Source organism: Shewanella sp. LZH-2 (assembly GCF_016859145.1).
GTDB classification, from domain to species: domain Bacteria; phylum Pseudomonadota; class Gammaproteobacteria; order Enterobacterales; family Shewanellaceae; genus Shewanella; species Shewanella xiamenensis.
In genome coordinates, this window is record NZ_CP069350.1 from 52741 (window position 1) to 71363 (window position 18623).

The following is an 18623-nucleotide window of genomic DNA, read 5'->3' on the forward strand; positions in this document are numbered from 1 at the left end:
CATTAAGGCTGAATGCTGAACGCGGAATATCTACCCAAATATCAAAGACCAATACCGTAACCAAGTCTTTGAACTATTTGGGATGATGGGCAATAGCCAAATCAATTTATCGACTGGAGTATAAGTGTGAAACATCATGATGTAATTATTATCGGAGCCGGCGCCGCAGGATTAATGTGTGCTGCAACAGCGGGTTACCGAGGTCGTGATGTACTGGTACTCGATAATGCCAAGCAGGCAGGGCGTAAAATCCTGATCAGCGGTGGTGGCCGTTGTAACTTTACTAACCTGAAAGTCGAGCCCGCCAACTTTATCTGTGGCAACCCGCACTTTGTTAAATCCGCATTGGCGCGTTATCCGTCGCAGCAGTTTATCGAACTGGTTGAGCGCCACGGCATTGAATACCACGAGCGCGACCATGGCCAGCTGTTCTGTAATGACTCGGCCAAAGAGATAGTCACTATGCTGCTGACCGAATGCGAATGGGCGGGTGTGAGCATTAAACTGCGCACCGATATTCTGGCAGTAAGCAAAACCGAGGCTGGCCGCTTTGAGCTAAACACCTCAAATGGCGAGTTAAGTTGCGACTCCTTAGTGATCGCCACCGGCGGTTTATCAATGCCAAAACTTGGCGCTACGCCTTACGGCTATCAATTGGCCGAGCAGTTTGGGCTTAAGGTGTTGCCAACTCACGCGGGTTTGGTGCCTTTTACTTGGCACAGCGAAGATAAAATTCGCTTCGAACCGCTATCGGGCATTGCCGTACCTAGCCGTATTACCGCCAAAGATGGCACCGCCTTTAGCGAAGCCTTGCTCTTTACCCACAGAGGCTTATCTGGCCCCGCTATTTTGCAGATTTCCAACTATTGGAAAGCGGGCGAAACTATAGAAATCAATCTATTACCCAATATGGATGCCGCACAGGCCATAGAGCAACAACTGGCCGCACATCCTAAACAGAGTCTGCGTAATACCTTAAGCCAGTGGTTACCTAAGCGGCTGGTGGAAGTGCTATTCGATGAGGCTTTACTCAACAAAGCCTTAAATCAGCTGGTTCATGCAGAGCGCGCCAAGCTAGTCGACGATCTGCACCGCTGGACAGTCTTAATGAATGGCACCGAAGGCTATCGCACTGCCGAAGTGACACTCGGCGGCGTGGATACCCATGAATTGTCTTCCAAAACCATGGAAGCCATAAAAGTCCCCGGCCTGTTTTTTATCGGCGAAGTGATGGATGTCAGCGGTTGGTTAGGTGGGTTTAATTTTCAATGGGCCTGGGCATCTGGTGTGGCTGCTGGACAAGCGGTTTAGTCTGTTTGGGAACAATAAAGTTTGAAGAAATATTTAGAAAAATTAAATGAACTAGAAATCGCGTGTCATAACAATTTTAAGGATGACTTGGATGAACATTGGGTTGATGAAGAATACGTCCGTATAAGAGTTGATGCTCTCAAGTTGCTAAGTAGCGCAAGCAAAGAGTTAGAAGTAAATGAACTCACGAGTTTTAGATTGAAAATAGTACAGTTCTTTTGTACCAATATGGGATGTCATTTAGATATTAAAGTGCTTGAATCTGAAGATGCAAATGTACTGTCGCATAATGAGATCGAATTAATATTGGGAAATTTTCAGTTAGCGCGGTGGAATACGTAAATTTAAGTTTGTTTTCTGCACATAACAATTCAAGGAAGTTGGCGTTGTATACATTGTCACTATTTCCCCTGTGACACGCCGCCCTTTTATTTTACAAGAAGTATCCCTATAGGCTCGACGGCGGCATCTGCAATACATGGAAGTGTAAACGCCGCCAATCAGCAGTAAACGTGCGCCTTGGTGAAGGTCGAGCGTTATACCCTCGCGCAGCATGCCAAGGTAAGCGAGGTTATTGTTATCAAAGGATTCGTCGTCGATATCGAATCGGCCCTCAAGTGGCATTAGGCCATATTCAAATCGCGGATCGAGCCTGAGTGTTAGTTGAGTGGCCTCTGTGGCGAAGATATCGAGCGCGACGATCGGTGAAAAGTGCAGTGTGGGCGCTTGTTTATCCTTCCACGAGCCAATCAATAGGGTAAATTCGACGCCCGCCTCCTGCCAAGTGGGCAGCTGGGGATAATGGTCGAACCTCGGGGCTGTGTCTTTATGTTCCAGTGGCAGCGCAATCCATAACTGCACCGCATGCATAGTGCGATGACCTTCGACAGACTCTTCGGTGTGGGCGATACCATGGCCCGCGGTCATCAGATTGACTTGCTTAGGGCGGATCACTTGGGCGCTACCTAGGCTGTCCCTGTGCATGATTTCCCCCTCCAGCATCCAAGTGAAGGTCTGTAGGCCGATATGGGGATGCTCGCCCACATTCATTAAGGGGCCGTTGGTGACAGGACCAATATGATCCAGAAAACACCAAGGGCCTATGAGTCGACGCGGTTTTTGTGGAATCGCCCGCGCTACGGGTATCCCGCCCACATCACTGATTTTTGGGGCAATCTGCTGGATTTGGATCCGTCCATCTTCGACGGGGCATTCCCTTGGGCCGCCGTAAAACGGCGACGTTTGCATTTGACTCATATCGACTCCTTATCTTCATTTAGACACGGATAGATTTAACATTTATGCTGGTGCAGCGAGGCGTGTTATCGCCCTCAAGGTCTGTTACTCGATGCTCGACCTTAATGACTTTAACGCAATATTGGGAATAAGGGATGTTAACAGACCCTGTTTTTTGGCTAGTGGCGATTCCTGCGGTGTTGATCACTGGGATCTCTAAATCGGGTTTTGCTGGTGGCGTCGGTGGCTTGACTGTGCCCCTGTTAGCGCTAGCCATAAGCCCGGCGACTGCGGCGGCAATCATGTTACCACTGCTGATTTATATGGATTTTTTAAGTGTTCGTTCGTGGTGGGGCCAACATAATCCACGCCAATTATGGATCCTCTTACCCGCGGCGATTGTGGGTATAGGCATAGCCTATTGGTTGTTCGACCGATTAAACGAAGATAACTTACGGGCGATTTTAGGCTGTGTGTCCTTAGGATTTGGTCTTTATGGCTTGGTTTTAGGGGATAAAACCCAAGCGACCCCTTCACCTTTGGTGGGGCGACTCTGCGGCTTAACCGCAGGTTTTACCAGCTTTGTGGCCCATGCAGGCGGGCCGCCACTCAATGCCTATTTGCTGCCGTTACGTTTGGCCAAACCAGAGTTTTTAGCCACGGCAGTGGTGTTTTTTGCGGTGGTGAATCTGGTTAAGTTAGTGCCCTACAGTCTGCTCGGGCAAATTAATCAAGGTAACATTCTGATTTCTCTGTTACTTGCGCCTTTGGCTTGGTTAGGGGTAAAACTGGGGTTGTCGATCCAAGATAAGATCAGCGATAGGTTGTTTAAACGCATCATCTTGATTTTAATGGTGCTGGTGGGTATTCGCTTATTGTGGACGGCGTTATAGTTTTAAGCTTGAGATTAGCTTAGGCTGTTACCATCGATTTTTTCACGGTATGTTAGTTATCGCTTTGATAGCACCCGATATTACGCAAGAATTGCCCGCGATGAGTTTTACGCTAATGAAACGATTACTGATAGTTATCTTAGCCTTAGGTCTTGGTGCCTGTGCGAGCGCGCCAGAACCTAAGCCTGTGGTTAAGCAAGTTGAACCCGTCTCCGTTTGGAACGATAGCAATATCGCCGAATTGCATTCCGAATGGCGCGGCGTACCTTATCGTTTGGGGGGCGCGACCAAGAAAGGCATCGATTGCTCGGCCTTTGTGTCGGTCGCTTACCAAAAAATGTTGGGTATGACTCTGCCGCGTACAGTGGAGGAGCAGCAAGCACTTGGTAAACCCGTGGCGCGGGATCAACTGCGTAAGGGGGACTTAGTGTTCTTTAAAACTGGCTGGAGCACGCACCATGTCGGCATTTATGTGGGCGGGAATAATTTCCTCCATGTCTCGACGAGCCAAGGGGTAAAAATTTCGAGCCTACTTAATAGCTATTGGGCATCAAAGTATTGGAATGCAAGGCGAATTTAAGCCTTAATCACAGGTAGAGACTCTATGACCCCAGCGTCTGCTTCGTCCCAACATGAGCCTCTACCCACTTCGGTTTTTCTGGCGATTTTCTCCGCCGTGTTCTTACCCATGTTTTTGGCGGCGGTCGATCAAACCCTACTCGCCACCGCAACCCCTGCCATAGTGGAAGATCTTGGCGGCCTCAGGCAAGCCTCGTGGATCACTATCGGCTATATGTTGGCAATGGCGGCCAGTGTGCCTATTTATGGCTGGCTGGGGGATAACTTTGGCCGCGCCAAAATCTTGATGATTGCCTTGGCGGTGTTCGCGTTAGGCTCAATTGTCTCCGCCAGCGCTGGGACGATGGACCATATGATTGCCGGAAGGATTCTCCAAGGCCTCGGCGGTGGCGGGCTAATGAGTCTGTCCCAATCCCTTGTGGGGGAATTGGTGCCGATACGGCAACGGGCGCGTTTTCAGGGCTATTTTGCCGCTATGTTTACCCTCGCCAGTGTTGGCGGCCCAGTGATTGGTGGTTTTGTGGTGCATGCCTATTCTTGGCACTGGTTATTTTGGGCGAATATTCCCTTGGCTATGCTGGCGGTTTGGCGACTTAATCGCTTGCATAAACAGAGTATTAAACCTGTACGACTGGGTCGGTTTGATTTGCTTGGCGTGCTGTTATTTCCTTCTATCATTACGGCGCTGCTGTATTGGTTGTCTGTGGCAGGGCAAGACTTTGCTTGGCTATCGGCCACAAGCTTAGGCTTTATGGGATTTATCTTTGTGGGCGCCGTCTTGCTGTTGTGGTGGGAGCGTCAGCGTGAGAGTCCTTTTTTGCCGCTGGATTTACTCGCCAACAAAGCCATTTATATGCCGCTATTAACCGCTGCGCTGTTTGCCGCCTGTCTGTTTGCGATGATCTTCTTTTTACCCATTTACTTACAGGTTGGTCTGCAAACCAATCCGGCCAAAACGGGCTTGCTGCTGATTCCAATGACCTTTGGTATAGTGACAGGTTCTACTATTGCGGGCCGGTTGTTGAGCCGAGATGTAGCACCTAAATGGTTGCCGACCTTCGGGATGGGGCTGGCTTCTATCGGTTTACTCTCTATCGGTTTAGTCCCGCCTAATGCGGATCTTATTGGCGGATTAGGTGTGCTGGTGGGCATAGGGTTAGGAACCGTGATGCCCAGCGTGCAGTTAGTTGTGCAGAGTGTGTCGGGCAAGGCGCGTTTAAGCCAAATTACCGCTATGGTGTCCTTGTGTCGCTCCATGGGCGCGGCAATTGGTACGGCCTTATTCAGCCTGTTGCTATATAGCTTGTTACCGCTCGAAGGGGCGCAGGTGGGGATTGCGGCGATAAAAAAGCTACCCATTGAGGTTGTGCATCACGCCTTCCAATGGGGTTTTATCGCGGCGGCCTTAGTGGCGCTCAGCTCTGCGATTGTAGGGTATCTCTCGCCCGCCACAGCGCTTAGGGATCATGAGTAGATTTGTTGGTGCACGACGGATTTAAGCTGTGTAGTATTTGCGATAGGTTAGCTTCCGCTGTGACCCCATTCTTTGCCAGGAATTCTGTATGACAACTAAAAACTGGACCTTAAAGAGCATAGCTAACGAGCTAGGTGTCTCTAACGCCACTGTTTCTAATGCTTTTAATCGTCCCGATCAACTATCGGAAAAACGCCGCAACGAAATTTTGGCCGCCTGTTCTAAATTGGGTTACTTTGGCCCAAACAAGGCGGCGCAATCCTTACGCCGAGGCAAATTTGATACCGTCGCGCTGGTATTGTCCGATAGTGTTGAATATATGGTGTCCGATCCTGTCGCCAGTAAGTTTATGAAGGGTGTGGCTTCGGTATTGGAGCGGGAAAAACTCAACTTATTGCTGTTTTCGGGCAGCTCTGACAGTGTGAATGCGGTGGCAGATTTTGTGGATGGGTTTATTTGTTATGGTCGCCCCCGCAATGCCTTGCTTGCCGAGCAACTAAAACAAGTTAAGAAGAAGGTGGTTACTGTGGATTTTGATATCCACCGCAACGCTTCTGTCAGCATCGACAATAAGTTAGCCGCCTATGAGGTGGCCAAATTAGCGTTAAAATCTCCCACCGATCAGGTGGCTGTATTAGGGTTAAGGTTGCTCGATACCCATTTAACCTGCCGAGTTTACGATTTGAATTTGCTCGAAATCGATATGTCGATTGCACACCAGAGGTTGCAGGGATACTTACAGGCGATTGAGGAAACGGGTGTCACCCTTGGTAATGATCGGATTTGGAATATTCCAGAAAGTAATGCGGAATATGCACGGATAGCGGCTAAGGAGGCACTGAGTTCGATCCCAAGACCCAATGTATTTTTATGTATGAGCGACTTAATTGCTCTCAGTGTGCTGGGGGAGGCGCAGGCCATGGGATTAGCAATTCCAGAGGATATTCGTGTTGTGGGATTTGATGGTATTGATGAGGCAACTCGCTCAACTCCACCGCTGACCACGGTTTATCAATACTCAGAGCAAAAAGGCCAAATGGCGGCGCAGATGTTTATCGACGATGCCGTGCATGCTCAGGTATTAGGGTATGAATTACGGTTAGGTAAAAGCTGCTAATGTTTTGATTTTTAAATGCAAAAGGCGCTGTTAAAGCGCCTTTTGTTTTATGTTTGGTATTTACCCCTGCGCAGGGGTAAGCAGGTCGGTCAAGGCAATTTGGGTTTCGATGCCTTGCTCATCAAGCAGGGTGATCAGCCCTTGTTTATGGGCAAAGTCGAGACTAAGACTGGCCGATGCATTTTGTGCAGACCATGTGAGTGTTAGTGATTTTCCACTGGCAGCCATCGAAAAGCCGCCATTGAATGCTGCGCTACTATTACGCAGTTTTATCAATTTAATTAAAGCGTTAACGACAGGCTTTTGCAGGGCTTGTTGTACCTTTTCTCGGTTTAAATAGGGGCGATTAATGTCTCGGCCAACGTGGGTTTGATTCAGCAACGTCATGTCGTTTGGTATGGCAAGCAGGCCTGTGTAGTAGACCTGCGGAATACCCGGTGCGAAAAACTGAATTGCTCGCGCCATCAAGTAATCTAGGTCATTTTGCCCTAGGGCATCGTAGTAGGTGCAGTTGATTTGATACAAATCGACATTGCTGGCGGCCGCCCCTGTGGCTTGCAAACTCTCGCCTTGACTGTTGCTGTGTATGGTTTCAACTAGATTATCGATTTGTTTTTCGTCTAATAATCCGCGCAAGCCATCCATTGGGCCGACATCGATAATGCCAATACCATCGTGGGTATCTAGTACGGTAATGCAGTTGCGAGGCGCCATTTCAAGCCAGTGGCTCAGGGCGCGACAATCTTGGCTGAAGAGCGTGTGTAAAATCAGCGGCGGTAATGCAAAGTCGTAAACCATATCGACCCGTTTGGCGATATCGATTTGCGTCATATGATGTGAGTGGATTTCGGCTAGGGTTGTCATGCCTAACTGATTGGCTTGCTTTGCTAATTTATCCACGAACTCGAAGGACTCCTCAATCATAAAGCAGCTAGTGCCGGGCTTTTTGATTGCATAACCTGCGGCATCTAAGCGGATTAAATTGACTTTGCTGTGGTTAAATCGCGCCAATACGCGGTTTAAGTAATCCTTACCTGCTGCGGAATTAACGTCGATATCGATCTGGTTGCGGGTAAAGGTGGTCCAAAACTCTTCCGTTGAACCATCCGCTAAGGTGTAAGTGCTAAAGCAGCTCCCTGGGCGGGGGCGGTAGATTGCATTTTGATCCTGCTCGCTTAATCCCTCGGGGAATACCTTGTCCTTGGTTAGGAATAAATCCCAGTAAGCGGATTGTTTGCCATGCTTGAGCACATCTTTAAACTCGGGAGACTCCGCGGACATATGGTTAACGATCAAGTCGGCCATGATGTCGAACTCTTCACCTATGCTTTTGACATCGTCCCAATCACCTAAGCGTGAATCCACTTGCACATGGTCTATGGGATCAAAACCCGCATCGCTGCCATCGATAGGATAGTAAAAGGGCAATAAGTGAACGCCCCCAAATAACCCCTGCAACTCGTTATTGAGTAAGGCTTTGAGTTCTTTGAGTCCGGCACCGGTTATCCGATCGACATAGGTGATCAATTGCACTTGATTTTTCATACTTTGCCCACGTTTGAGTAGCCTTCCCAGAGTAAAGTTTGCCCGCGTGTATTTATAAATTGCGCAAACAAACTTAATCGATTAAGTTGTATATTTAACCAATGTGAAACATTATTCAAGTGGTTTGTTTTATTTTTGAGTTAGTCTTAGGTTTTGGGGGGATTAGCTCACTGCTGTACATAAATAATGCCTAAAGCTGTTTGGGGCTTAGCCAGCTTCAAAGGGAGTTAGGCGCGATAACGATAAGGTGAAACAGTATGGTAAGTGATTCAAATTCTGTAGAAAATCGCCATCACACTCGTATTAGAGTTCTGACGTATTTAATGTTTTTTATGTTTGCTATGACCTCCGATGCCGTGGGTGTGATTATCCCGCAGCTGATATCTGAATTTGGCCTCTCTTTGTCTCAGGCGAGTGCCTTCCATTATATGCCGATGATTTTTATCGCAATAAGTGGCCTGTTTCTGGGTTTTTTGGCGGATAAAATAGGGCGTAAACTAACCATTTTATTAGGGTTGTTGTTGTTCGCTATTGCCTGTTTTTTATTTGCGCTTGGGGAGTCGTTTTATTATTTCCTGATGCTATTGGCCTTGGTGGGCTTGGCAATTGGGGTATTTAAAACTGGGGCTTTAGCCCTGATCGGTGATATCTCTCGGTCACCAAAACAACATTCCAGCACCATGAACACGGTCGAAGGATTCTTTGGGGTTGGCGCGATGGTGGGGCCAGCCATCGTCAGCTATCTGCTTATCAGTGGTGTGTCATGGAAGTATTTGTATTTTGGGGCGGGTGTATTTTGTCTGCTGCTCTGTTGGTTGGCGTTTAGGGCCGATTATCCGCAGGTTAAGCAATCCTCGACGGAAACAATTAATCTGGCGAACACCTTCAGTATGATGAAAAACCCTTATGCATTAGGGTTTTCCCTTGCGATTGGTTTGTATGTGGCCACCGAAGTGGCTATTTATGTATGGATGCCTAGCCTGCTGCAAGAGTATCAGGGGGATTACACTGCACTGGCGGCCTATGCCTTAACCCTCTTTTTTACCCTGCGAGCGGGTGGGCGGTTTTTGGGCGGATGGATATTAAATCACTTTTCGTGGCAACAGGTTATGTTCTGGTTTAGCTTGGCGATCAGCCTTTGCTATCTCGGTTCTATGCTCTATGGTGTTGAGGCCGCCGTTATTCTCTTGCCCCTCTCTGGGCTGTTTATGTCAATGATATATCCCACCTTAAACTCCAAGGGGATCAGTTGTTTCCCCGTGGCGCAGCACGGTTCTGTGGCTGGGGTTATCCTGTTTTTTACCGCGGTTTCTGCGGCGCTGGCTCCCCTTTGTATGGGGTTAGTTGGGGATATTTTCGGCCATGTGAAGTATGGCTTTTACCTCGCAACTGGGTTTGCCGTTTTGTTGTGTCTACTAGCGGGGGTTAATCTGATTAAAGATCCTTCCCAACCGCTGTTAAGCCGTGAAACCGCTTAAATTGAAATGTGACAGAAAAAATTTTTATGTCACATTTCTCTAATGAATCAATTAATTGTCTGTTGTTCCCACTTTAAGTTTGTTGGTTTGTACAAAAAATGCACTTGCTTTTTGTTATTTAGTTGCTAACTTGTTAACTTAATCGATTAAGATGTTTTTTAGTAAAGTGAAATAACAGGCTAATCGATTAATAACAATTTCAGTAGAAGTCGCCGTGGGGAGAGGGGCGGCTTCTCAAATATGGGTGGGGACATAAAAATGATAAATCGCACATCACAACAATTCTTGTTAAGCACAATCGCCGTCTTGGTGAGTTCTCAGCTTTGGGCTGCCGATGCACCCGCGCAGGAAGAAACCAAGAAAGATGCGTTAGGCCTTGAGCGCATTACTGTTACGGGCGTGGCCCGTGGTACTCGCGTCATGGACTCGAGCGTGTCAGTCAGCAGCGTATCACTCGCGGAGTTGGAGGTTAGTACTCCACGTTCATCCGCCGAAGCGTTCCGGATCATTCCGGGTATGAAGGTGGAATCAACGGGCGGCGAAGGTAATGCTAACATTGCGGTCCGTGGCTTACCTGTGGCATCGGGTGGTGCTAAGTTTCTTCAAATTCAAGAAGATGGTTTACCAATTCTACAGTTTGGCGATATTGCCTTTGGTAATGCGGATATCTTTTTACGTTTAGACTCTACAGTACAAACCATTGAATCTATTCGTGGTGGGTCGGCATCCACTGCGGCGAGTAACGCTCCCGGCGGCATTATTAACGTGATCAGTAAAACTGGGAGCTCGGATGCTGGCAGCGTGTCTACCACCTTTGGCTTGGACTACGATACCTTCCGTACTGACTTTGAATATGGCTCGAGCATCAATGACAGCCTGCGTTTCCATGTGGGTGGTTTTGTGCGTACTGGTGAAGGCCCTCGCCAAGCAGGTTATGACGCCAACAAAGGTGGTCAGGTAAAAGCTAACATAACCAAAGAGTTCGATAGTGGCTATGTTCGTCTTTATTTCAAACATTTAGATGATAAAAGTATTGGCTACTTACCCATGCCAATGTATTCGGACGGTAGCTCTGTTCCTGGTTTTAATGCGAAATCCGATGCCATCCAGTCAGCTTATTTTCTCTCAACCCTGAGTTTAGGTGCCGATGGTGAGCGTCGTCGCGGTGATATGCGCGATGGGATGAATCCTGAGGTTAACTCAGTGGGATTAGAAGCTTCCTTTGATTTAGGCAATGACTGGCAGGTCGAAAACCGCTTCCGTTTCTCGGATGTGAGCGGCAATTTTATGGCGCCATTCCCAGCCGAAGTGGCTAATGGCGCCGACATTGCGGCCAGTATTGCGGGCACTGGCGCCAAGTTGATTTATGCCAATGGCCCTGATGCGGGTAATCCAATGGATGGACTCGCCATGCGGATCCATACCTTTGACGTTAAGATGAATGACTTTGGTTCAATCGTAAACGACTTAAAATTAACGAAAACCTTTGACGATACCAGCGTTACTTTGGGTTATTACAATGCCACCCAAAATATCAATATGACTTGGATGTGGAACTCCTATTTGATGGAGGTCAAAGGGGATAACGCCGCATTGCTTGATGTTGTGGCCGCCGATGGTACCGCCTATTCCGATGCTGGGCTCTACGGCTATGGTGTGCCTTATTGGGGTAATTGTTGCCAACGTAATTACGATACCGAATACAACATTAAGGCGCCTTATCTTGCGGTCGCGTCAAGCTTTGGGGATTTGTCGCTGGATGCCAGTGTGCGTTACGACAGCGGCGATGCCAGTGGTTACTACGCTGGCAATGTGCAATCGCAAGTCGATATGAACTTGGATGGCGTAATCTCTATTCCTGAGCAAAGTGTCTCTTCTATCGATAATGCTAATCCGCAACCCGTGAATTATGACTGGAGCTATACCTCCTATTCGCTCGGTGCAAACTATCAGTTTGACAGCGATTTAGCTGCTTTTGGTCGCTTGAGTCATGGCGGCCGTGCTAATGCGGATCGCCTGTTATTTGGTAAGGTTCGTGCCGATGGTTCAGTGGCAAAAGAAGATGCGGTCGATAATGTGGATCAATATGAGTTAGGCGTTAAGTACCGTTACGATGATTTATCGGTGTTCGCGACCGCTTTCTACTCCGAGACCGAAGAGCAAAACTTTGAGGCGACGAGTCAGCGTTTCTTCGACCGTAAGTACAAAGCCAAAGGGATTGAAATTGAATCGGCCTATTTTATCGGTGACTTCGATTTTAGGGGCAATGTCACTTGGACCGATGCTGAGATTGCTAAGGACGCTTTAACACCAGATGTTGTGGGTAATACTCCAAGAAGACAGGCCGACCTTATCTACTCACTGATGGGCCGTTATAACTTTGACCAAGGTTCAGTGGGCATCAACCTGATTGGCACTACTGACTCCTATGCACAAGATAATAATGACCTCAAGTTTGATGGTTACAATCAGGTCAATGCCTTTGCAACCTACAACTTAACTCAGGCCTTAAGTGTCTCCTTAAACGTCAACAACCTGTTTGACGCCACGGGTATCACAGAGGCTGAGGAAGGTTCGATTCCTGATAACAATATTATCCGCGCTCGCACCATTAATGGCAGAACCACGAGTGCAACCTTGAAATACGAGTTTTAACTCCGGCGGGTTTGAGGTTTAAAACCGACAATTTAAAAGGCCCATCCAGCATGGGCTTTTTGCTTAACTAATAGAAATATAAAGGGATCCATATGACGGTATTACTCAGTTTTGGAGAGGTGTTAGTGGATTTATTACCCACAGAGGCTGGCGACAAATCCCATCAAGCCATTGCGGGCGGCGCGCCTGCAAACGTGGCTGTAGGTTATGCCAAACTGGGCGGTAAGAGTTATTTTGCTGGCGGCATTAGCAGCGATGATTATGGGGCAATGTTAAAACAAGCCCTCGAAAACGAAGGCGTTGCTACGGATTATTTGGCCGAAGTACCAGGAGCGCATACGGCGACAGTGGTGGTAAATTTGGATGAGAATGGTGAACGAACCTTCGAGTTTAACCGCCAAGGGACTGCCGATCTTTGCTATAGTCAGCGCCATTTCGATGCCATTCCATGGCCACAGATGGATGTTTTTCATCTCTGTTCCAACACCTTTACCGAAGCGAGCATTTTTAACGCGAGCATCTATGGTGCCCGTTGCGCTAATTCATTCAATAAGATAGTGAGTTTTGATGTTAACTTGCGCTTATCACTCTGGCCCGATACCGCATTGCTTGCAGAGCGGGTTGAGCAGTGTTTTCGATACACACAAGTGCTGAAAATGAGCCGTGAAGAAGCCGACTATTTAGCCTTAACGCGGAATAAGAGTTTCGAAGATTATTTGCAGTTTTGTTTGGCGCAAGGTGTTGAAGTGATTTTGATTACTGACGGCGCCAATCCAGTGCAGTGCATCACAGTAGATGAGCGATTTAGCGTGCCAGTCCCCCAAATTAAAGCCGTTGATACCACGGCGGCGGGCGACAGCTTTATGGCGGGATTTTTGTTTGCACTGGGTTCTGAGTTGGAGTTTGATCTCGAGCATTTAACCTTAAAACATCGACTTGCATGTCAGGCACAGTTGCGCAAGGCGGTTGAGTTTGCGGTGCGTTGCGGTGCTGTAACCTGTTGTCAGAAGGGCGCTTTCCCTGCTTTACCCACATTGTCGCAGGTGAGTTAACCCTTTAGTCCAAACTATTAAGCTAAGGTGAGCTATGGCTTGTCTTAGCTTTTTTCGAGCATATTGCGCGAACTTCATCACGTTTTACTTGCCCCATTGGCCGAGCATTTGTGCTATTTTAGCTGCGGCTTATAGTCGAAGGAGCATAGGTTTCTCCTCTGCTTTCGGTCGATATGGTTTTATTTCAACATGATTGGGGATTTCCTATGAGCAAAGCAAAAATCGGGATTGTAACGGTGAGCGATCGTGCCAGCGCGGGGATTTATGAGGATATCTCGGGCAAGGCGATTATCGACACCCTCAATGATTACCTCACCAGCGAGTGGGAGCCGATTTATCAAGTGATCCCCGACGAGCAGGATGTGATTGAAGCGACCCTGATCAAGATGGCCGATGAGCTGGATTGCTGCTTAATTGTGACCACGGGCGGTACTGGCCCAGCAAAACGCGATGTGACGCCCGAGGCGACCGAGGCCGTGTGCGATCGTATGATGCCGGGCTTTGGCGAGTTGATGCGCGCTGAGTCATTAAAGTTTGTGCCTACGGCGATTCTCTCGCGCCAAACCGCGGGCTTACGGGGGGATTCATTAATTGTGAACCTGCCGGGCAAGCCTAAATCAATCCGCGAATGTTTAGATGCGGTATTCCCAGCGATTCCTTACTGTATCGACCTGATGGAAGGGCCGTACCTCGAGTGTAACGAGGCCGTGATAAAGCCTTTTAGACCTAAGGCAAAATAACGCGCCGCACAGCAAGATGACATAAACCCAAGCCTAGCTTGGGTTTTTTATTGGCATTCGTTATGGACTGTTGTGGTCGCGCTAAGTCGCAACTACGCAGCTTGACTTAGCGCCTATAGACACAGCTTTAATACTCTGTAATACGAGTTTAACTGCGGTGCATTAATGACTATTTTAATGCCTCAATTTGCTGTGCCAGTGTGGTTTTAGCGGCGTTGTCCTCTGCATCTGTCACTATGCGCTCCAGCACTTGTACTCGTTCAATCAGTACCTGATTTTGTAGACTCAGCTGGGTGAGTTTATCCTCAAGCTGTCGATCGTTTCCGCCACCCAGTTGGCGCATTTTTAGGTAATGCTTAAACATCTCTGTAGCGCTTACACCGATAATAAAGGTCACCATAATGACCATGATAATAAATTCTTTTTCCATGATTGGCTCCTTAACTCAATGTTAGGGCGCGGCGCGCCCTCTGTGGGGTGATAGTGCTATAAACCGAAGATCACTTTTTCGCTCTTTAACGATTTTTCCATGCCGAATGCCAGTATTACCGCAATGGCGAGTGTGCCCAAGGTCGATACCAGCAATTGCAGCATGTTCATATCTTTACCTTTAATAAAGTCCATCAGTGCCTGTTGTTGACCCGAAACGGGCAACCACTGCAGGACGTCTGGCGCGATGTTGTAGCTGGCGGCCATCGACAGTGCCAAGGGCACAAACAACACCATGGTTAGATAGGACTGGGCTTCCTTAAAGGTTTTGGCCATAAAGGACACAAACAATTGCAAACAGGCAGCCATCAGGGCTACTGGGATACCGACTAGCAGCATCAGCGCCATAAATTCGCTGGTAATGCTGACGCTAAAGCCGAGCTCCTGCCAAGGCACGAAGGTATAGGCGACTTTAGACACCAGTAAAATCAACACTAAGCCGAGCAGGGCAAACAGGCCGACAGCAATGATTTTAGAGAGCACTAATTGGCGCGTGGTTAGCGGATGGCTGAGTAACAATGCCAAAGAGTTACGTTCACGCTCACCGGCGCTGGTGTCGATGGCCAAGTTCATCCCCGAGATAAACACTGAGTAAATCATAGTGAAAATGGCGATGCCTAAGATCATCCCGCCCTTAGAGTCGGTGGTGGCTTGGTCGTGCACATTCACTTTCAGTGGCTGCACCACGCGAGGGTCGATACCGCGGGCGATTAAGCGCAGGCTGCCCATTTCGGCGCTGTAGGCCTGCAACTGTTTCTCTAAGCGGCGAATCGAGTTTTGCAGTTTTTCCTCTGAGTTATCGGCAACGATAGTGATTTCTGCGCCTTTGCCTTGGTTCATCTGCTTGGCATAGTCGGGGCTGATAATCAGCTCGATGGCTTTCAAATCCTTCGCGCCAGCTTCGCCTTGGGTAATGCCCTTGTTAGATAAAAAACGCACTAAATCCGGCGCTTTGTCGGGGTTAGTGATGCTGATTTTAAGATCGTCCGGGCTGGTCAGCTGGCCGATAAGCACCATAAACAGGCCGCACATGATCAGCGGCGTACCGATGGCGTAGTAGAGTCCCGCCATCACAGAGCGTTTATCGCGGGCGGCGTCTATCAGTTCCTTGCGAACCATTGCGATGATTTTGTTCATGATTATTCCTTATCCCAAGTTTGTCTGTTCGCCATTAGGTCGAAGCAGGTGTTATCGCAATTTGTGTGAGCGCTAATGCTGTGAGTCATCATGCGGCAATGCCCTCATCGGTACCGATCAGCTGGATAAAGGCATCTTCGAGTGAGGCCTTACCCGTTTGCGCGCAGAGTTGCTCTGGGCTGCCGATGGCGACTACTCGGCCCTGCGCCATCACGATCACTTGGTCGCACAGCGCCGCGACTTCCTGCATCACATGGCTGGAAAACAGCACGCAATGCCCTTGATTCTTAAGGTCGATAAGAATATCCCGCAGCAAGCGAGTGCTCATCACATCGAGTCCACGGGTCGGCTCGTCGAGGATAATATTGCTCGGGCTGTGGACTATGGCCTGGGCGAGGGCGGTTTTCATTCGTTGCCCTTGGGAGAAGCCTTTACAGCGGCGATCGCTGATATCTTCGAGGCGCAGTTTGGCGATGACATTGTCGGTGGCCGCCTTGGCATCGCTTGCGGATAAACCGCTGAGTTCGGCAAAATAGCGGATATATTCCCTTGGTGTGAGGCGCTCATACAGGCCAAATGGGTCTGGAAATAAGCCTAACTGCTGCTTGGCACCAATCGGGTCGATGGCAACGTCGATACCTTCAATTTCAGCCGTGCCAGTATCGGGTTTTAACAGACCGAAAATTGTGCGTAAACAGGTGGTTTTACCCGCGCCATTGGGGCCGAGTAGGCCGGTGATCTGGCCGTTTTCGGCCACGAAGCTCAAATCGTTTAAGGCCTGCACTTCGCCGATGCGCTTAGAAAGATGGGATACTTTGATCATGACTTACTCCTTGGCTCCAGTGCTGGGCTTATCCTTGGGCTTATCTTTGGCAGATTGGGTTGCATCTTCGGTCGCGAGTGGCTCAACCGAGCTGGCATTTAAATAGAAACTCCGGCGCACATCCTTTTTCAAACATTCACCATCGAGATCTTTAACTGAGCCCGTACGCACTAACTCGGCGATTAAGTTATTGGCACAGGACTGATAGGCCACACCATGGGTAGCATAAGGTGCGACAAAGTGTTTGGCGTTGGTGAGTTTTTCCATCGCCAGTTCTCCCCAGCTCGGTGGGGTTGCAGGGTCAATTTCGCCCGATAGCAACAGGGTGGGGATATCGCTCTTGATAGGCTCGCTAAAGCTGGCATCGACGGGCGGCACCTTCCACACAGAACACGATGCTTCGAGGCTTTCGAGCATGGTTTTACCGACATAGGAGGTTTTGGCCTGTTCACGCATCGCAGGGGTGATGCGATGGATGTCTTCACCACAAACCACGGAGGCATGCATGCCCATCGCCATGCCTGCGCCATCGGTAGTTAAGGCATACAATCCGAGTAGCGGTTGATAGTTACCTTTGGCGGCTTGATGAATCGCATGGGGCACTAAGGCGCGCACATTGGTTTGATATAACGCCATTCTGATCGCGCCATAAAACTTCGCGCGGGTGAGCGTGAGTAAGGTCTTTTCACCCGTGACCGGGTCGTGTACTTGCTCCATCACTGGCCCTTCGGTCAGTCTTGCGACCACTTGGTCAAACTCGGCCCTGAGCTCTGGATACTCGGCATGGCAGGCCGCGGTGTCTTGGCAATCTTTAAACAATAAGTCAAAGCCGCGCTCAATTGCCGAGCCGATTTCTAATACGCTTTGCTGCATCGGCACTACGCCGTCTAAGGTAACTGTGGCTAAGTGCTCGGGATACAAACGCATATAGAGCTGCGCCATGCGTGTGCCGTAAGAAATGCCGTATAAGTGCAGCTTTTTGTAGCCTAAATGAGCGCGCACGGCTTCGAAGTCTGCCACGGCATTGAGACTGCCGTATTGGGTGACGTCTGTGTCGGGGTATTGATCGCGACATTTTTGCGCTTCGACTATGCTGTCAACATTGTCATCGTTGATAGCGAGTGGGGTTTGTGCACCAGGGTCGCAATTGAGTGGATTCGAACGACCTGTACCGCGTTGATCAATCAGCAAAATATCCCGCTGCTGACGCACTTTATTCAGCATGCTATCAAAGCTTGCCGCATTATCGATGGCCGATTGACCTGGGCCGCCTGCTATCGCCAGCAGTGCTTCTTCATGATTGACGTTTTTCACCGCAGGCAAGACCACATAATGCACTTGGATCTGTTTGCCATCGGGCTGATTAGGATTCTCTGGCACAGTCACAAAGCCGCAGTTTAAACGGTCCGAAACACCGTCCACATAACAGGTATTTGTGGGTGTTGTTGAAGGCGCTGATTTTTCACTTGCCCAAACCGTTGCGCTAGCCATGGCGAGCATAAGTGTGCTCAAGCCTATGATTTTGCGAGTTGAAATATGTTTATGCCAGCCTGTGTTTGAACGCTTAATCGCAACGCAAGCGCTGGTATTATGGGACTTCCTGTGGATCATGCTATCTATCATGAGCGCTTTCCTTTTTGCATTTCAGGATGAGTGTGATACTTTAAATACAGTGTATCGGTGTATCAATGTATTAATACAGTGTGTAAAGCCTAATGTTAGAACTTTTAAATGTCAACCCCAGCAGTGGTGAGCCAATTTACAAGCAGTTACACGAGCAAATCGTGCGCTTGATTGTGGGCGGCCAACTGCAAGAGGAAGACGTATTACCCTCAGTGCGCCAGATTGCGGAATACCTTGCGGTGAACCCGATGACAGTATCTCGCGCGATTCAGCAATTGGTGGATCAGGGCTGGTTAGAACGCCGCCGTGGGCAGGCGACTCGGGTTGCTGCCCGTACCGAGGCGATGGAGTCGGGCGTGAGTCTGCTTGAGCCGCAATTAGATGGCTTATTGGCACAAGCCAAGCAGCTGGGCGTGAGCCTGCCCGAGTTGCTGCAATTGATTAACGAGCGCTGGCAAGCCTAGTCGGCCC

General features: G+C 48.9%; 17 protein-coding genes. 11 read left to right on the top strand and 6 right to left on the bottom strand.

From position 1 onward, the window contains the following. The first annotated feature begins 126 nt into the window (after positions 1-126). Complete coding sequence (locus JM642_RS00245) at positions 127-1311, top strand: NAD(P)/FAD-dependent oxidoreductase (protein ID WP_011715342.1); 1185 nt, start codon at positions 127-129, stop codon at positions 1309-1311. 21 nt (positions 1312-1332) lie between these two features. Further along, positions 1333-1653 carry a hypothetical protein gene (locus JM642_RS00250; protein WP_203432475.1) on the top strand — a complete coding sequence of 107 codons (321 nt, stop codon included), beginning with the start codon at positions 1333-1335 and terminating at the stop codon, positions 1651-1653. On the opposite strand, the gene JM642_RS00255 is transcribed toward JM642_RS00250, so the two are convergent. Next, positions 1633-2568, bottom strand: coding sequence for a pirin family protein (locus JM642_RS00255; protein ID WP_239000469.1), 936 nt, complete (start codon positions 2566-2568; stop codon positions 1633-1635). The genes JM642_RS00250 and JM642_RS00255 overlap by 21 nt on opposite strands. Before the next feature lie 134 nt (positions 2569-2702). Here JM642_RS00255 and JM642_RS00260 point away from each other — a divergent pair, with 134 nt between their 5' ends. From JM642_RS00260 to JM642_RS00275, 4 genes are all read left to right on the top strand, one after another. After that, complete coding sequence (locus tag JM642_RS00260) at positions 2703-3440, top strand: sulfite exporter TauE/SafE family protein (protein ID WP_203432476.1); 738 nt, start codon at positions 2703-2705, stop codon at positions 3438-3440. Positions 3441-3555: 115 nt separating this feature from the next. After that, positions 3556-4020: an NlpC/P60 family protein gene (locus JM642_RS00265; protein ID WP_037427995.1), complete on the top strand. Its 465-nt coding sequence runs from the start codon at positions 3556-3558 to the stop codon at positions 4018-4020. A 24-nt stretch (positions 4021-4044) separates the two neighbouring features. Next, a complete protein-coding gene (locus JM642_RS00270) occupies positions 4045-5493 on the top strand; it encodes an MFS transporter (RefSeq protein WP_203432477.1) in 1449 nt (482 codons plus the stop codon). An 88-nt stretch (positions 5494-5581) separates the two neighbouring features. After that, a complete protein-coding gene (locus tag JM642_RS00275) occupies positions 5582-6610 on the top strand; it encodes a LacI family DNA-binding transcriptional regulator (protein WP_203432478.1) in 1029 nt (342 codons plus the stop codon). Positions 6611-6670: 60 nt separating this feature from the next. Here the strand turns inward: JM642_RS00275 and gtfA are convergent, their stop codons facing one another. Continuing rightward, entirely contained in the window at positions 6671-8155 is a 1485-nt protein-coding gene (gtfA, locus tag JM642_RS00280; protein WP_203432479.1) for a sucrose phosphorylase, read from the bottom strand. A 257-nt stretch (positions 8156-8412) separates the two neighbouring features. Between gtfA and JM642_RS00285 the strand changes: the two genes are divergently transcribed. The 4 genes from JM642_RS00285 (at position 8413) to mog (ending at position 14080) form a co-directional block, all read left to right on the top strand. Next, the gene (locus JM642_RS00285) at positions 8413-9633 is read left to right on the top strand and encodes an MFS transporter (protein WP_203432480.1); all 1221 of its coding nucleotides are present in this window, start codon (positions 8413-8415) and stop codon (positions 9631-9633) included. Positions 9634-9891: 258 nt separating this feature from the next. Further along, positions 9892-12288 carry a TonB-dependent receptor gene (locus tag JM642_RS00290; protein WP_203432481.1) on the top strand — a complete coding sequence of 799 codons (2397 nt, stop codon included), beginning with the start codon at positions 9892-9894 and terminating at the stop codon, positions 12286-12288. 92 nt (positions 12289-12380) lie between these two features. Further along, the gene (locus JM642_RS00295; protein WP_144376205.1) at positions 12381-13340 is read left to right on the top strand and encodes a carbohydrate kinase; all 960 of its coding nucleotides are present in this window, start codon (positions 12381-12383) and stop codon (positions 13338-13340) included. A 206-nt stretch (positions 13341-13546) separates the two neighbouring features. Then, the gene (gene mog, locus JM642_RS00300) at positions 13547-14080 is read left to right on the top strand and encodes a molybdopterin adenylyltransferase (protein ID WP_047540360.1); all 534 of its coding nucleotides are present in this window, start codon (positions 13547-13549) and stop codon (positions 14078-14080) included. A 169-nt stretch (positions 14081-14249) separates the two neighbouring features. On the opposite strand, the gene JM642_RS00305 is transcribed toward mog, so the two are convergent. The 4 genes from JM642_RS00305 to JM642_RS00320 form a co-directional block, all read right to left on the bottom strand. Further along, on the bottom strand, positions 14250-14510 hold the full coding sequence (locus JM642_RS00305; RefSeq protein ID WP_037416192.1) for a phage-shock protein: 261 nt from the start codon (positions 14508-14510) through the stop codon (positions 14250-14252). 56 nt (positions 14511-14566) lie between these two features. Further along, the gene (locus JM642_RS00310) at positions 14567-15706 is read right to left on the bottom strand and encodes an ABC transporter permease (RefSeq protein WP_037427971.1); all 1140 of its coding nucleotides are present in this window, start codon (positions 15704-15706) and stop codon (positions 14567-14569) included. An 88-nt stretch (positions 15707-15794) separates the two neighbouring features. Then, a complete protein-coding gene (locus JM642_RS00315) occupies positions 15795-16529 on the bottom strand; it encodes an ATP-binding cassette domain-containing protein (RefSeq protein WP_023265913.1) in 735 nt (244 codons plus the stop codon). Between the two features lie 3 nt (positions 16530-16532). Then, entirely contained in the window at positions 16533-18152 is a 1620-nt protein-coding gene (locus tag JM642_RS00320) for an alpha/beta hydrolase (RefSeq protein WP_203432482.1), read from the bottom strand. Positions 18153-18244: 92 nt separating this feature from the next. On the opposite strand from JM642_RS00320, the gene JM642_RS00325 reads away from it, so the two are divergent. Continuing rightward, on the top strand, positions 18245-18616 hold the full coding sequence (locus JM642_RS00325) for a GntR family transcriptional regulator (protein WP_037427968.1): 372 nt from the start codon (positions 18245-18247) through the stop codon (positions 18614-18616). Positions 18617-18623: the final 7 nt, after the last annotated feature.